Raw genomic sequence first — 13677 nt, 5'->3', positions numbered from 1 at the left:
TCAGCCGTACCAATTGCGGGAGGACACCAAAATGATCCACGTCGGACTAGTCAACCCAAGCCCATCGGATGCTTCCGAAGACAAGCGCGCCCGCAAGACCACCGTCACTCCGGCCAATGCCTTCGCTGACCGGAACGCGCGCCCGTTCCTCGACTTCGACAAGTCCGGCCCGGCCGCCCAGTCGTCCGGCATGAACGGCAGCGCCTTCGACCTCTACGCCCCGTCGTGGAAAGCCGAGATGGCCAAAAAGGCCGACAACGACGCGCGTGCCGACAAGCTCCTCCCGGCTGTCCGCCAGCTCGCCCAGTCGCACGGCCTCGACCTCGAAGCCCTCGAAGTCATCAACCTGATCCACCGGGGCGCCACCGTCATGCGCGGCAATCCCGTGCAGGTGTTCCGGTCGGACATCGCCCGCGCCACCGGCCTGCCGGTCTCGAAGGTGGACGACATCGTCCGGGAGGCGGTTACCAAGGGCCTGCTCTCCGAGCGCAACAATTCGTATTGGGTCAGCCGGCTCTAACCCCAGATCGACGGCGAGGTCCCCCCTCTGCTTGCCCCGCCGTCGTCGCCCGGAACTTTGGCTGGTTCACCGGGCGCGGAGCGAGATCGGACACCCCCCGGTCTCGCTCTTTCCTTCTCAGCCCCCCGGATCGCATCATGCTCGACACCCTCACCACCGCTGCCACGATCTTCCTCGGCCTCGCCCTCTACATCAGCGCCGGCCGCGCCCATTGGCAGCTCATGGCTCGGATCGACGCCGCCGCGCATCCCGATGCTTGTGAGTTCCGGTCCGGGCTCGCTCGCGGCTACTGGCTCTCTCACGCCTTCCGCTGGGCTTTCATTCTGTTCTGGCCGCTCTGGGTCGCCGCCGGCTTCGTGCTGGCCGCAACCCAGCGGCCCCGCTAACGCCGGGAGCCCTGCCATGCTGAAACGTGTCCACCTCTACGGCGAGATGGCCGAGCGGTTCGGCCCGGAGTTCATGCTGGATGTCGGCAGCCTCCGGGATGTCGCACGGGCGCTGGGTGTCCAGCTCGACGGCTTCCGGCAGTATATCGCCGAGGGCCTGTTCCGCGTCGTCGCCGGCCCGTCGCTCAATGACGGTATCGAGCTGGGCGAGGACCAGATTGAGTTCAACGTCGGCAACCGTGACATCCACATCGTGCCCGTGGTCAAGGGCGCCAAGCGTGGTGGCCTCGGCAAGGTCATCGCCGGGGTGCTCCTCATGGCCGTCGCGTGGTGGATCGCACCGGCCCTCATTCCCGCCGGCTTCATGGGCAGCACGGGCAGCCTCACCATCCTCGGCTTCAACGCGAACTCCGTCGCCATGTTCGGCGTTGCCATGGCGCTCTCCGGGGCATCTCAGATGCTCACGCCCAAACAGAAGAAGCAGCAGAACACTTCGCCGGAGGAGAAGCCCTCCTTCGTCTTCAATAGCGCCGTCAACACCACTGAGCAGGGCGGGTGCGTCCCGCTGATCTACGGCCGCGTCATGGTCGGCTCCACCGTCGTCTCAGCCGGGTTGAGCACCGACGACGTTCCAGTGTGACCCCAATTTCACATCCGGTTGCAGATGTGAAGCATAGGCAGGAGAGCGACTATGACGATTTACGCCCCCAACCCGGCAGCATGTGTGAGCAGGCTCCGCGATGCCCTCGGCCCCGTCGCCGACAAGCTGCGCCGGAAGGGCGCCACGGTCGAATTTCTGGATCAGGGAGGCCCCATCACGCACACCATCGTCATGATGGTCACGATGCGCTTCCCGCTCCCCGAGGCGGTGGCCGCAACGATGAGGCTCAAGGAGTTCGCCGAACGCAGTGGGGGCGTAGTCTACGGCACCCTGCTGACCACTGAGCAGACGGACGTTCCCGAAGGGGAGTATCGCGTCGCCCTCTCGCACACCGTAATGAAGCGCCGCGCCGCCTGACCATGTGCCATGTCTTCCCGCCCCCCCTCCATAGCCGGCCACCCTGATCGCGATCAGATTGACGCTTTGCTTGATGCTGGCGCCTCGCTGCGCAGCATCGCCCTCACCCACGGCATCAGCAAGACAACGCTCATCCGATATCGGGATAGCCGACAGCCCCAAGCTGACGCCGCACCCAGCGTCCGGGTCCGCACCCGGCCCGCCCCCCAGCCGCAGGACGAGCCTGACGACGACGCCACGGAAGCCCCGCCCTGCGCCCCGGAAGAATGCGACCACCTCACGCCGACAGAGGCAAGGCTTCGGGATGTCGCGCAACTCCTCGTCCAAGGTTACAGCCGGGAAGAGATTGCCGCTCGCTATCGCGTCACCGCCGGCACCGTGACGGACTGGCACCGCAAGATAAAGGCGAACGGCACTGCGCTGGTCCATACCGTCACGGCCGAGAACATCGTCGCCACCTTGCTCGCCAACAGCCAACAGCGAAGCGCCATGCTGGCGAGGATCGCCCATAGGGCCGAGATATCCGCGCCCCGCGTCGCTATCGCAGCGACAGACGGCTTGAGGAAAGAGGACCAGCACATTGCAGCCATGGCGGACACCTTGGGCGTTCTGGACCGCTTTCCGGCGCAAGGGAGAGACGAGCAGGAGGACCCCGACAGCCTGCCCAACCTGTTCAGGGAGGTGGTCAGGCAGCTCGGCCCGGCGATCCGTGGCGAAGCGTGCGACGACGACGGCTCCGCGCTCGATCTCACCGACATCGCCGAAAGCCTCGTGGACCATGGCGAAGCAGAGCCCGCACCCTGACCCGAGCAGCCCCGACTATCCGCGCATTTCAGAGTGGATCGGATCAGCGGTCCGGGGTGGACCATGTGGACCGGACCAAAAGCTAGGTGACTGCCGCCCCTCCCTTATGCTCAACGTGCGAGCGCTAGGGAGGGCCTTTCCATGTTTCGTGTTGCCATCATCGTTGCTGCCGCTGCGCTCGCCGGCTGCCAGACCCAGACAGCCGGCACTGCCACGCCGGGAGGGTCATATCCTACGGTTCAGCGTATCGACGGGCGCCGGGCCGCGACACATCCGGAGATCATCCCGATTTTCAAGCAAGACACCACGATCTGCTCCGGCGAGGCGAACAAGGCCGCTGCTTCGGCGCCTCTGACCCATCGCGGCCTCGATCTCACCAGCAATCTGATGGCCGACAAGGTCGAAAGCGACCAGCGCAAATACATCGAGCGCGTCTATCTCGGTTGCATGGCTGCCCGTGGGTACGAGCGCTCGGACAATCAAGCCACGGTCAAGGTCACCTACTGACCGCCAAAGCCGTGCGCCGGAAGGCCCGTAGTACCCGCACCGTGATGTCGTGGCGGACGATGTCGTCGTCCCTCCCGAGTGAAGGGAGGGTGCGCGGCCGATCAACTCGCCGACGCGGCCTTATGGTCTTTCAGGACCCGCGCCACCGCGACATGAGAGATGGCATGCCCCTTCGCTTGAAGGGCTTCGGCGATGCGACGCAGGGACGCCCTCGCCTCGCGCATCGCGACCGCCTGATGGATGGCCTCTTGCTCGGCCTCATGCGGCACAAGCACGGCCTCACCGTCGACGTTGTCGAGCCGATAGCCGAACGGCACCGACCCGCCGAGGAAGCGGCCACGGCTCTTTTGGTCCCGCTTCATATCCACAACGCGCTCCCTGATCCTGTCGCGCTCGGCCTCAGCCACGGCCGACAGGATCGTGAAGACGAGCTTGGATATGCCATTACTGGTCACGTCGCCGCCGAGGTCGAGCATGTGCAGCGACACGCCCTTGCCCTTGAGCATCACGAGCACGCCCATCGCATCGAGAGCCGACCGGAACATGCGGTCCAGCTTTGGCGTCACAACCACGTCGCCGGGCTTCACCGCCGCCAGCAGCTTCGCACCTTCGGGACGCTCGCTAATGGGCTTCGAACCGGAGACGCCGCGCTCGACGAAGACACGATCAAGCGTCATGTCGTGTTGAAGGCAGTAGCCGCTAATCTGGCGTTGCTGGTGGTCGAGGCTTTCTCCCTCCTCCGCCTGCCGATCCGTCGAGACCCGAACGTATCCGTAAACCGCCATGCCGTCCCCCTGTAATGCTGTAATGCTGTAGTACAGTAGGAGGTTCTTGTAAAGCTCCTTTAGCAGCATAACAAAGAGGGGGTGCAACCGAGGCCAAAGCCGGCCCTACCTCTTGCGCGGCACCCATCCGACCGGCGCCTTCCGCACCCTCGTCGTGTGGAGATGCGACAGGTCTACCGGCACCTTCACCTTGGCGATCTCCTCCGCCAGCCGCGCCACCGAATGCCCGGCCCCATAACTCCGGCCGACGCTCTTCCCGGCAGCGTGCCCCGTCAGTGCGTCATGCACGTCTTCTGAAATTCCCGCGTCTCGGCACATGTCTTTGAACAGGTGCCGGAAGGAATGGAACACCTTCGCCTTGTCGGCGATGCTGATGGGCTCCCGGCGCAGATAGTTCCCGAACCATTGCGACCATGCCGCCGTCTGCGCCCGGCCCTCGGCTGACCCCAGCGACGGCCACAACGTCGTCTCGGCCCCGCCTGCCTCTCTGCGTTGCTCGACATAGGCAAGGAAGCCCATCAGCCGCAGCTCCGGATGGATCGGCACCTTGCGGATGCTTGTTCGGGTCTTCACCTTCCGGCCGCCGGACGTGCCGATGTTGATAAATGGGATGCCGCCATCGTCGGTTTGCACGTCGCAGGCCCGGAGCTGCCCCAGCTCGGAAAGGCGAGCGCCCGTGAACAGTGCCAGCAGAGGCAGCCAGTATTGCGCCTCGCCCTGCCCGCCCTCCTGACGCTTCCCCTGCCCATGCACCGGCCCATCAACGAAGATGCGCCGGAGATCGTCAGAGCTGAACGGCTCGCGGTCTCGCTCCTCGTTGTCGTCCTCTTAGATCCGGGCGGCCGGGAAATGGTTCGGCCACCCGGCGGCCTCTTCAAGCTGGCTCCGCTTCCGGGCATCCTCGACAATCGCGGCGAGAAGCTGAGAGGTCTTGTTGATCGTGGCCGGCGCCCTCGTCGGAAACCCGCTCAAGTCCTCCCGGAGCAGTTCCGGCAGGGCGAGCTTCGCCAGCTTCTTCGGCAGCCGTGCGGGCATCGCCGAGATGGCGGCGGCGAACTCCTGAACCCGCTTCTTGGTGATCTCGCCGACGCGGATATCCCCGTGCAGCTCAGTGAACCGTTTGACGGCGCTCGCGGCCTCCATAGCGGTCAGCTCGCGGGGCTTGCGGCTGCCCCGGAGGCCGCCGCCTTCCTTCCATGCCGCCAGCGCCTCAGAGAGCAGCGGCCCCAGCTTGTCGGTGGCCTCCGCAAGGTTGAACTCCCCAGCGAACAGAGGATCGGCCGGCGTGAACGCCTCGCCCTTCAACTCAGCCAAGGCAAGGCGGCTGCCCTCGACACTGCCGCGCCGTACCAAGTCCAGCAGCGCCCCGTATTGCTCTGCGGTCCGGTCTACGTCGACCGTGGGGAGGTGCCGCACGATGGTGCCGACCTTGCTCCGGGTGCTCGGCCATCCGGCCCTGAGCAGGATATGGTCAGTGGTGCTCTGAACCCGCTCGTTGCCCTCTTCGTCCCGGCGGTCCGCCACGTGAGAAAGGGTGTCGTTCCACCCGGCGACCAACTCATCGCGGTCTTCGCCGTCGACAGGCAGGATGACAGCGGCAGGCCGCAGCACGTCCCGGTAATAGCCCGTCACCAGCCGTTCCAACTCGGCCCGGCTCAGCTTGGATATGTCCCTGCCCACTGCCTTGTCGGCGAGGGCCTGTTCAGCCTTGCCGGTGCGGCGCAGCTCATCGAAAGTCGTTTCCAGCTCGCCGAGCTTGATGTTCCGCAGCTTGCGGGCCTCGACACGGCTCTTCGTCTTGAGACTGACGAGCACCTTCGCAGCGCCGAACGCCGCCGCGACATCCGCCGGAACGCGCATGTTCAGGTAGAAGACACCGCCCTTGCCGCGCTGGTGCAGATAGGCATCCGCAGGCACGATTTCCCCGCTCATGTGTAACACCGATGTGTAACAGTCTGAGCCAAGAAACCTATGACATCTCAGGAGGTTAAGCCATTCCAATGGCTTAGGCCGACTTTGGCGCTCCCTAGGGGACTCGAACCCCTGTTTTCGCCGTGAGAGGGCGACGTCCTAGACCGCTAGACGAAGGGAGCAGCTCCAGCCGAGGGCGCCTATGTAGTCGCAGAGCCGCCCCGCCGCAACAGCTTTTTGCGGCACCGGGACATAAAGATGCCCCGCCGCTCCGACCCTTGCGGAAAAACCGCGCAAGACATCGACATATCCACCTCCCGCCGGGAAATCCCGGCCATCACGCCTCTCACCCCCTGCAGGCGGATGCCCGACGCTCACATCCGCGGTTGCCCTCGCGCGCGCGGCAGCCGATGCTGCTGCACCCCGCCGGAAAGGCGTCCGGCCGGGTTCGACGCTCGGGCAACGGCACGCGCATGACGGAGTGGCTCATCGAGACGCAAGACGAGGACGCTGCCCGCGACCACGGGCGCGCCCGGCTGCCGCGCCTCGCGGCGACGGGGCTCTGGCGCCGCTCCATGCGGCGCGGCCACGTCGCTCTCGCGGCCGGGCTGCGCGGGCTGGTCGGGATCGTCTATCCACCGACATGCATCGCCTGCCGGGCCGCGACCGGCGAGGCTCAGGCCCTCTGCCCGGCCTGCTGGAACGGCATCGGCTTCATCGAGCGCCCCTATTGCGAGCGCCTCGGCACGCCCTTCCCCGTCGATCTCGGCACCGGCCTCATGTCGCCGGCCGCGATCGCCGATCCGCCGGTCTTCGCCCGGGCGCGCGCCGTCTGCCGCTTCGAGGGCACGGCGCGCGACCTGGTCCATCGCCTGAAATACGGCGACCGCATCGAACTTTCGCTGACGCTCGGCCGGATGATGGCGCAGGCTGGCCGCGAACTCACCGCCGACGCCGATCTCGTCGTGCCGATCCCGCTGCACCGCACGCGGCTCTGGCGCCGGCGCTTCAACCAGGCCGCGGCGCTCGCCGGGGTGGTCGCCCGCACGGCCGGACTGCCGCTCGCTCCCGCGGCGATCGACCGCCTCCGGCGCACCCGCCCGCAGGTCGGCCTCACCCGGGCCCAGCGCGCCGACAACCTGCAAGGCGCCTTCCATGTGCCGGCGGCCGCCCGCGGAATCGTCGAAGGCCGGCGCATCCTCCTGGTCGACGACGTGCTGACCACGGGCGCGACAGCCAATGCCGCCGCCCGCGCCCTGCTGCGGGCAGGCGCGAGCGCCGTCGACGTGCTGACCTTCGCGCGGGTCGTGACGGATGGCCGCGAAGGCATTACATGAAGCCTCCCGCAACGAAAGAGCCCGCCATGCCGCCGGTCACGATCTACACCACGCCCTGGTGCCCCTATTGCAAGGCCGCCAAGGCGCTGCTGACGCGCAAGGGCGTGGCCTTCACCGAGATCGACGTCGACGGCAGGCCGCAGCTGCGCCAGGCGATGACGGCCCGCGCCGGCGGGCGCACCTCCGTGCCGCAGATCTTCATTGGCGAGACGCATGTCGGCGGCTCGGACGACATCCATGCGCTCGAGGCCCGCGGCGAGCTCGACAAGCTTCTCGCGGCCTGATGCCCGACGGCGATTGCCATGGCGGCCTCGCGCCACCATCTTGAGACGACATGATCCGCTACGCCCTCATCTGCGACAACGCCCATGAATTCGAGAGCTGGTTCCCGTCCTCGGCCGGCTTCGAGGATCAGCTGCGGCGCGGCTTCGTCACCTGTCCCGTCTGCGGCAGCGGCAAGGTCGAGCGTGCCATCATGGCGCCGAGCGTCGCCCGCAGCGATCGCGGCCCAAGACCGCCCGAGCCGGTGGCGGAGGTTGCCGCGCCGGCAGCTGCCCCGGCCCCGGTCGCGCTGATAAGCGAGAAGGAGAAGGCTTTTCGCGAGATGGTGAGCGCGCTGCACCGGCATGTCAGCGAGAACGCCGAGCATGTCGGCAAGCGCTTCGCCGAGGAGGCGTTGAAGATCCATCACGGCGAGACACAGGAGCGCGCCATCTACGGCGAGGCGACCTCCGAGGATGCCCGCATGCTGCATGAGGAGGGCGTCGCCTTCCTGCCGCTGCCGCGCCTGCCGGGTTCGGGAAACTAGGACCCGCCCCCTTCCGTTCCCGATCAACTTTCTGTTAAGGATTTCGCGGTTCCTTGCCGGAGACCGGTGCGCCGCCCTTCGGCAACCCATGGTCCCGAACCCAGGAGGTTGCCGCATGAAGCGGGCCGCGATCGCTGCGCATGGTCTTCGTTCCGGTGCCCTGCGCCGGCATCCCGGCAAGGCGATCCCGCTTCTGATCGTGCTGGTGGCACCGGCGCTCGGCGCCTGCAGCCTGTCCCCCGTCGAGACGGCCGCGACCTCTCCCGCCGCCGCTCCCGCGGCGAAGGAACCAGCCAGGGCCCGCAAGCACGCGGTGGCGCTGGCAAAGGCCGATCCGCGCGAAAAGGAATGCCTCGTCCGCGCGATGTATTTCGAATCGAACCGGTCGAGCGAAACGGGCCTGCTCGGCGTCGGCACGGTGGTGATGAACCGGGTGGAATCCGCGCGCTACCCCGAGACGATCTGCGGCGTGGTCGGCGCGCCCCGCCAGTTCGCCGCCGGCGTGCTGACGCGCCCGATGACGGACAACGTCCTGCCGAAGGTCGAGGCCATCGCCGAGGACATCCTCAACGGTCGCCGCAACGAGGCGGTCGGCGTCGCCAAGCATTTCCACATGGCGGGCCTGCGCTTCGGCTACAAGAACATGCATTACGTGACGGTGGCCGGCGGCAACGCCTTCTACGTGAAGGGTGAGCGCCCCGAACGCCGTCGTATCGAGGAGCCGACGATCCAGCTCGCCTCGGCCACGACCTCCGCGCCGCCAGCCTCCTTCGCCTCGGCTCCGCTGGCCTTCGCGCCCGAGGCGCCGGCACCGAGGCTGCCCGCGCTCGAGACGCCGGTGGTCACGCTCATCACGAATGCCCCGCTGCCGCCCGGCCGGCCGCTCGATCTCGACCTGCCCAGGGCTTCCGTCCGCGCCTTCGTCGCGCAGCCCGGGCCCGACCGCCGGCTGGCGCTGCTGCCGGCCTCCGAGATCAGGGGCGGCCTCTCCCCGCGCTAGAGCATCGGACCGAAAAGTGGAATCCACTTTTCGGAAAAATCCGATGCCCTAACAATGAGATAGATCATCGTTATCGCGTCCGATAGAACGCGCGATGATCTAGCGTCCTGCCGACACTCGCCACAGCCCTGTCATTCCGGGGCTTCGCGCAGCGAAGAACCCGGAACCCACGACTGGGTGGGCCGTCAGCAACCGGGCAGGAGATGTCTCACCCGGTCGTGGCTTCCGGGTTCGCGCCTTAAGGCGCGCCCGGAATGACGGCCGTGGTTTTGACCAGAGGCGATCCGGCCCGGGCCCCGACCCCGTCCACTCGACACCGCTGGCGACGGCGCCGCGCCTCTGGCATTATCTTCGCCGCAGTGCAACATACCAGGATTGCTCTGCAATGCGGGGAAACGCATGACCGCCAAGGACCGAAGCGACCGGCTGGCGGCCGGGCGCGACAAGCCCTGGATCTTCCGGACCTATGCCGGCCATTCCGACGCGGCCGAATCCAACCGGCTCTACCGGACGAACCTCGCCAAGGGCCAGACCGGCCTTTCCGTCGCCTTCGACCTGCCGACGCAGACCGGCTACGACCCCGACCATGTGCTGGCGCGCGGCGAGGTCGGCAAGGTCGGCGTGCCGATCGCGCATCTCGGCGACATGCGCGCCCTGTTCGACCAGATTCCGCTGGCGCAGATGAACACCTCGATGACGATCAACGCGACGGCGGCCTGGCTGCTCTCGCTCTACATCGCCGTCGCCGACGAGCAGGGCGCCGAGCGCAGGCTGCTCCAGGGCACGACCCAGAACGACCTCGTCAAGGAATACCTCTCGCGGGGCACCTACGTCTTCCCGCCGCGCCCCTCGATGCAGCTCACCACCGACATCGTCGTCTTCACGGCAAGCGAGCTGCCGAAATGGAACCCGACGAATGTCTGCTCCTACCATCTGCAGGAGGCCGGCGCCTCGCCGGTGCAGGAGCTTTCCTTCGCGCTCGCGACCGCGATCGCCCTGCTCGATTCCATCCGCGCCCGGCCGGAAGTCTCGGCCGAGGCGTTCCCCGCCACCGTCGGGCGCATCTCCTTCTTCGTGAATGCCGGGATGCGCTTCGTCACCGAGCTTTGCAAGATGCGCGCCTTCGTCGAGCTCTGGGACGAGATCACATTGGGCAGGTATGGCATTACCAATGAACAGATGCGGCGCTTCCGCTACGGCGTGCAGGTCAATTCGCTGGGGCTGACCGAGCCGCAGCCGGAGAACAACGTCTACCGCATCCTGATCGAGATGCTGGCGGTGACGCTGTCGAAGAAGGCCCGCGCGCGGGCCGTGCAGCTCCCGGCCTGGAACGAGGCGCTCGGCCTGCCCCGGCCCTTCGACCAGCAATGGTCGCTGCGCATGCAGCAGGTGCTGGCTTACGAGACAGATCTGCTCGAATTCGGCGACATCTTCGACGGCTCGACCGTGATCGACGCCAAGGTGGCCGAGCTGAAGGCCGCCGCGCTGCAAGAGCTGGCGAAGATCGACGACATGGGCGGCGCGCTTGCCGCCGTCGAGACCGGCTATATGAAGCAGGCGCTGGTCGAGAACGGCGCGCGCCGCATCGAGGCGATCGAGCGCGGCGAGCAGGTCGTCGTCGGCGTCAACAAATTCACCAATAGCGAGCCATCGCCGCTCTCGGCCGGCGAGGGCGCCGTCGTCACCGTGCCGGATTCGGTCGAGACCGAGGCGATCGCAAGGCTCAGGGCCTGGCGCGCGACGCGTGACGCCAGGGCGGCAGAGGCGGCGCTTGCCGAACTCGCGGCGGATGCGCGCGAGGGCCGCAACATCATGCCGGCCTCCATCGCCTGCGCCAAGGCCGGCGTCACCACCGGCGAATGGGCGAAAGAGCTGCGCGAGATCTTCGGCGAATACCGCGCGCCGACCGGCGTCGACACGACGAGGCTCGGCGACGCGACCGGGCTCGCCACGGCCAGGGCCGCGGTCGCGAAGGCGACGGAGCGCCTCGGCCGCCCGCCGCGGTTCCTCGTCGGCAAGCCCGGGCTCGACGGCCATTCCAACGGCGCCGAGCAGATCGCGGTCCGCGCCCGCGACGCCGGGATGAACGTCAGCTATGGCGGCATCCGCCAGACGCCCGACGAGATCGTGACCCAGGCCCGCGAGGTCGAGGCCGATATCATCGGGCTCTCGATCCTGTCCGGCTCGCATCTGCCGCTGGTGCGCGACGTCACCGCGCGCCTGCGCGTCGCCGGCATGGACGTGCCGGTCGTGGTCGGCGGCATCATCCCGCCGGAGGACGAGAACGCGCTGCGCAACATGGGCGTGGCACGCGTCTACACGCCGAAGGATTTCGCGCTCGACGGCATCATCGCCGATGTCGCGGGGCTCGCGGCGAAAGCGAAATAACCGCGCCTTGGATCCGATGCGTCAGACCATGCCCACGCTCTTGAGCTGCTGATAGGCCTTCAGGATCTCCTGGAGCGTGCCCTCGCGCGAGCGGTCGCCGCCGTTGGCATCCGGATGGAAGCGCTTCACCAGCTCCTTGTAGCGCGCCTTGATCGCGGCCGAATCGGCCGTGTCGTCGAGGCCGAGCGTCTCGAGCGCCTTGCGCGCCACCACGCCGACGCGCGCTTCCGGCTGGGCCGCCTGCTGCCGGTCGCGCGCGCCGAACAGATTGAAGGCGTCGTGCATGTCCGGCCCCGCCTCGCCGCCGCGCCGCCGCCCGCGCTGCGCCATCCGCGCGGCCTGCGCGTTCACGCCGAGCTTCCAGGTCGGCCGGTGGCCGATCTCCTCCTGCTTCTGGTAGGCGGCGAGCGCGTCGTCGTCCATTCCGGCGAAATAATTGTAGGTCGCGTTGTAGGCTTTGACGTGCTCCATGCAGAACCGGAAGAACTGGCCCTCGCGGCCACGCCCCTTCGGCGCCCGGAACGTGCCGGCACGCGCGCAGCCCGGCTGGTCGCAGCGCGGCGCATCGCCCTCCGCCGCCGCTTCCGTCTCGGAAGCGCCGATCCTGATGCTGTCGAAAAGGCGCGAGTTGATGTTCATCGTCGACGGGTTATGAGACGCGGAGGACGGGTCGGCAAGTGCGATACGCCGCAACGCCGAACCGATGGAACAATCCTGGCAACGGTGGCACGATCATGACCGCAATCGCTGAAAGAATCACCCACAAGCTGACCGAAGCCTTCGCGCCGCAGGTGCTGGAGGTGATCGACGAATCGCAGCGGCACGAAGGCCATGCCGGCTGGCGCGAAGGCGGCGAGACCCATTTCCGCGTCGAGATCGTGTCGGCGGCCTTCGCCGGCAAGAGCCGGCTCGAGCGCCACCGCCTCGTCAACGCGGCCCTGGCGCAGGAACTCACCGATCGCGTGCACGCGCTGGCGATCGCGGCGAAGGCGCCGGGGGAGAGCTGAAGACGGCTAGCCCTTGGGCCGCGCCGGCGCAAGCGCATAGATCGCGACCGAGGCCATGAGCAGCGCGGCGAAGGCCCAGTGCAGATTGGCGAAGGTCGTGGCGGCATCGAGCCCGGCGGCGCGCTGCGCGGCGATGAACCAGCCGGAGGCCGACTGCACCGCCGCCGCCCCGGCGATGAACAGGAAATTCACGCAGGTCATGCCGCGCCCGATCAGGTGCTCGGGGAAGAACTGCCGCGCGTGCGCCATCAGGATCGCATAGGTGAAGCCGGCCGCGCCGATGAGCGAGAACAGCGCCACCGCCGCCAGGGGCGAGCCCTCTCCGCCGAGCGCAAGCCCCGCGAAGGCGAGCACCTCGATCAGCGTCGCCCAGGCGACGATCGCCTTGGCCCGGCCGGTCCGGTTCTCGAGCCAGCCATAGAAGAAGGCGCCGGCGATCATCGCCGCCGCCATGGTCGTCGCGACATGGCCGGCCGGGACGGGACCAAAGCCGTGGACCTCGATCATGAACGGTCCGATCCAGAGGCCGCGGACCGTGGCGACGACCGCATAGCTGATGGCGGTCAGCGGCGCGATCAGCCACAGCGGCTTCAGCGCGAGAATGCTGGCGAGCCCCTGCCACAGGCCCTCGTCACGTCCGGCCGCGGCAGGGCGCGGCGGCGGATCGCGCACCAGCGCGGCCGCCAGCACCGTCGCGGCCAGGAAGCCGACGGCCATCGCCAGCATCGAGCCGCGCCAGCCGAACCGGGCCGCCGCGATGGCAAGCGGCGCCGCGCCGACGATGTTGCCGAGCGCGCCGAGCCCGATGAAGAGCGAGGTCAGGAGGCCGAAGCGTACCGGCGGGAAGGTCCGGGCGAAGAGGAACAGCGAGGCCATGAAGATCGGCGCGCAGCCGATGCCGATCAGCGCCATGGCGAAGCCCGCCATCGCGGCGTTGCCCGCCTCGGCGAACAGGAGGGCGCCGGCCGAGCCGATCGCCATCGCGGCGGCCACCGTCCGGCGCGGCCCGAGCCGGTCGAGCGACCAGCCGATCGGGAACTGTGCCAGCGCGAAGGCGATGAACCAGGCCGCACCGAGCAGGCCGAAGGCGGCCGGGCCGATATCGAGATCGGCCATCACCGGGCCGGCGATCACGCTCAGGAAGGAACGGTAGAAGATCGAGAGGATATAGGCCGGCAGAAGCGCGATGAAGACAGTCACGTCGAG

At 67.8% G+C, this 13677-nt stretch carries 17 protein-coding genes and 1 tRNA gene; 12 read left to right on the top strand and 6 right to left on the bottom strand.

Annotation, left to right across the window (positions count from 1 at the left end):
• Window positions 1-13: 13 nt before the first annotated feature.
• From M9917_RS07710 to M9917_RS07685, 6 genes are all read left to right on the top strand, one after another.
• Window positions 14-520 carry a hypothetical protein gene (locus M9917_RS07710; protein WP_297252416.1) on the top strand — a complete coding sequence of 169 codons (507 nt, stop codon included), beginning with the start codon at window positions 14-16 and terminating at the stop codon, window positions 518-520.
• Window positions 521-657: 137 nt separating this feature from the next.
• Window positions 658-906 (top strand): hypothetical protein, encoded by a 249-nt coding sequence (locus M9917_RS07705; protein WP_297252414.1) that lies wholly within the window; start codon window positions 658-660, stop codon window positions 904-906.
• A gap of 16 nt (window positions 907-922) precedes the next feature.
• Window positions 923-1546 (top strand): tail assembly protein, encoded by a 624-nt coding sequence (locus M9917_RS07700; protein WP_297252412.1) that lies wholly within the window; start codon window positions 923-925, stop codon window positions 1544-1546.
• A 51-nt stretch (window positions 1547-1597) separates the two neighbouring features.
• Window positions 1598-1924, top strand: coding sequence for a hypothetical protein (locus tag M9917_RS07695; RefSeq protein ID WP_297252410.1), 327 nt, complete (start codon window positions 1598-1600; stop codon window positions 1922-1924).
• Between the two features lie 9 nt (window positions 1925-1933).
• Window positions 1934-2728, top strand: coding sequence for a helix-turn-helix domain-containing protein (locus tag M9917_RS07690; protein ID WP_297252408.1), 795 nt, complete (start codon window positions 1934-1936; stop codon window positions 2726-2728).
• 141 nt (window positions 2729-2869) lie between these two features.
• The gene (locus M9917_RS07685; protein WP_297252407.1) at window positions 2870-3235 is read left to right on the top strand and encodes a hypothetical protein; all 366 of its coding nucleotides are present in this window, start codon (window positions 2870-2872) and stop codon (window positions 3233-3235) included.
• Between the two features lie 101 nt (window positions 3236-3336).
• Here M9917_RS07685 and M9917_RS07680 read toward each other — a convergent pair whose 3' ends face one another.
• The 4 genes from M9917_RS07680 to M9917_RS07665 all read right to left on the bottom strand — a co-directional run bounded on the left by M9917_RS07680 (window position 3337) and on the right by M9917_RS07665 (window position 6113).
• Window positions 3337-4020 carry a recombinase family protein gene (locus tag M9917_RS07680; protein WP_297252405.1) on the bottom strand — a complete coding sequence of 228 codons (684 nt, stop codon included), beginning with the start codon at window positions 4018-4020 and terminating at the stop codon, window positions 3337-3339.
• Window positions 4021-4125: 105 nt separating this feature from the next.
• Window positions 4126-4773: a site-specific integrase gene (locus tag M9917_RS07675; protein ID WP_297252403.1), complete on the bottom strand. Its 648-nt coding sequence runs from the start codon at window positions 4771-4773 to the stop codon at window positions 4126-4128.
• Window positions 4774-4848: 75 nt separating this feature from the next.
• Window positions 4849-5952: a DUF6538 domain-containing protein gene (locus M9917_RS07670; protein ID WP_297252401.1), complete on the bottom strand. Its 1104-nt coding sequence runs from the start codon at window positions 5950-5952 to the stop codon at window positions 4849-4851.
• Between the two features lie 85 nt (window positions 5953-6037).
• Window positions 6038-6113: transfer RNA gene (locus M9917_RS07665), tRNA-Glu, on the bottom strand.
• A gap of 393 nt (window positions 6114-6506) precedes the next feature.
• On the opposite strand from M9917_RS07665, the gene M9917_RS07660 reads away from it, so the two are divergent.
• The 5 genes from M9917_RS07660 (at window position 6507) to M9917_RS07640 (ending at window position 11464) form a co-directional block, all read left to right on the top strand.
• Window positions 6507-7268: a ComF family protein gene (locus M9917_RS07660; RefSeq protein WP_297254771.1), complete on the top strand. Its 762-nt coding sequence runs from the start codon at window positions 6507-6509 to the stop codon at window positions 7266-7268.
• Between the two features lie 26 nt (window positions 7269-7294).
• On the top strand, window positions 7295-7552 hold the full coding sequence (gene grxC, locus M9917_RS07655) for a glutaredoxin 3 (protein ID WP_297254769.1): 258 nt from the start codon (window positions 7295-7297) through the stop codon (window positions 7550-7552).
• Between the two features lie 50 nt (window positions 7553-7602).
• Entirely contained in the window at window positions 7603-8076 is a 474-nt protein-coding gene (locus tag M9917_RS07650; protein WP_297252399.1) for a DUF1178 family protein, read from the top strand.
• 115 nt (window positions 8077-8191) lie between these two features.
• Window positions 8192-9076 carry a cell wall hydrolase gene (locus M9917_RS07645; RefSeq protein ID WP_297252396.1) on the top strand — a complete coding sequence of 295 codons (885 nt, stop codon included), beginning with the start codon at window positions 8192-8194 and terminating at the stop codon, window positions 9074-9076.
• Window positions 9077-9475: 399 nt separating this feature from the next.
• A complete protein-coding gene (locus M9917_RS07640; protein WP_297252394.1) occupies window positions 9476-11464 on the top strand; it encodes a protein meaA in 1989 nt (662 codons plus the stop codon).
• Window positions 11465-11485: 21 nt separating this feature from the next.
• Here the strand turns inward: M9917_RS07640 and M9917_RS07635 are convergent, their stop codons facing one another.
• Window positions 11486-12103: a DnaJ domain-containing protein gene (locus M9917_RS07635; RefSeq protein ID WP_297252392.1), complete on the bottom strand. Its 618-nt coding sequence runs from the start codon at window positions 12101-12103 to the stop codon at window positions 11486-11488.
• Window positions 12104-12198: 95 nt separating this feature from the next.
• Between M9917_RS07635 and M9917_RS07630 the strand changes: the two genes are divergently transcribed.
• On the top strand, window positions 12199-12471 hold the full coding sequence (locus tag M9917_RS07630; protein WP_297252390.1) for a BolA family protein: 273 nt from the start codon (window positions 12199-12201) through the stop codon (window positions 12469-12471).
• Window positions 12472-12477: 6 nt separating this feature from the next.
• Here the strand turns inward: M9917_RS07630 and M9917_RS07625 are convergent, their stop codons facing one another.
• Window positions 12478-13671: an MFS transporter gene (locus tag M9917_RS07625; protein WP_297252388.1), complete on the bottom strand. Its 1194-nt coding sequence runs from the start codon at window positions 13669-13671 to the stop codon at window positions 12478-12480.
• Window positions 13672-13677: the final 6 nt, after the last annotated feature.

Origin of the sequence: Bosea sp. (in: a-proteobacteria), assembly GCF_023953965.1 — a bacterium.
GTDB lineage: Bacteria > Pseudomonadota > Alphaproteobacteria > Rhizobiales > Beijerinckiaceae > Allobosea.
The sequence above is the reverse complement of the archived record's forward strand: the minus strand, read 5'-3'. Positions and strand labels throughout refer to the sequence as shown.

What these genes read in the sequence shown, in the direction of transcription:
- M9917_RS07705 (WP_297252414.1), top strand. Translation starts at nt 658, where the DNA reads ATGCTCGACACCCTCACCACCGCTGCCACGATCTTCCTCGGCCTCGCC.
- M9917_RS07700 (WP_297252412.1), top strand. Translation starts at nt 923, where the DNA reads ATGCTGAAACGTGTCCACCTCTACGGCGAGATGGCCGAGCGGTTCGGC.
- M9917_RS07695 (WP_297252410.1), top strand. Translation starts at nt 1,598, where the DNA reads ATGACGATTTACGCCCCCAACCCGGCAGCATGTGTGAGCAGGCTCCGC.
- M9917_RS07690 (WP_297252408.1), top strand. Translation starts at nt 1,934, where the DNA reads ATGTCTTCCCGCCCCCCCTCCATAGCCGGCCACCCTGATCGCGATCAG.
- M9917_RS07685 (WP_297252407.1), top strand. Translation starts at nt 2,870, where the DNA reads ATGTTTCGTGTTGCCATCATCGTTGCTGCCGCTGCGCTCGCCGGCTGC.
- M9917_RS07680 (WP_297252405.1), bottom strand. Translation starts at nt 4,020, where the DNA reads ATGGCGGTTTACGGATACGTTCGGGTCTCGACGGATCGGCAGGCGGAG.
- M9917_RS07670 (WP_297252401.1), bottom strand. Translation starts at nt 5,952, where the DNA reads ATGAGCGGGGAAATCGTGCCTGCGGATGCCTATCTGCACCAGCGCGGC.
- M9917_RS07660 (WP_297254771.1), top strand. Translation starts at nt 6,507, where the DNA reads ATGCGGCGCGGCCACGTCGCTCTCGCGGCCGGGCTGCGCGGGCTGGTC.
- grxC (WP_297254769.1), top strand. Translation starts at nt 7,295, where the DNA reads ATGCCGCCGGTCACGATCTACACCACGCCCTGGTGCCCCTATTGCAAG.
- M9917_RS07650 (WP_297252399.1), top strand. Translation starts at nt 7,603, where the DNA reads ATGATCCGCTACGCCCTCATCTGCGACAACGCCCATGAATTCGAGAGC.
- M9917_RS07645 (WP_297252396.1), top strand. Translation starts at nt 8,192, where the DNA reads ATGAAGCGGGCCGCGATCGCTGCGCATGGTCTTCGTTCCGGTGCCCTG.
- M9917_RS07640 (WP_297252394.1), top strand. Translation starts at nt 9,476, where the DNA reads ATGACCGCCAAGGACCGAAGCGACCGGCTGGCGGCCGGGCGCGACAAG.
- M9917_RS07635 (WP_297252392.1), bottom strand. Translation starts at nt 12,103, where the DNA reads ATGAACATCAACTCGCGCCTTTTCGACAGCATCAGGATCGGCGCTTCC.
- M9917_RS07630 (WP_297252390.1), top strand. Translation starts at nt 12,199, where the DNA reads ATGACCGCAATCGCTGAAAGAATCACCCACAAGCTGACCGAAGCCTTC.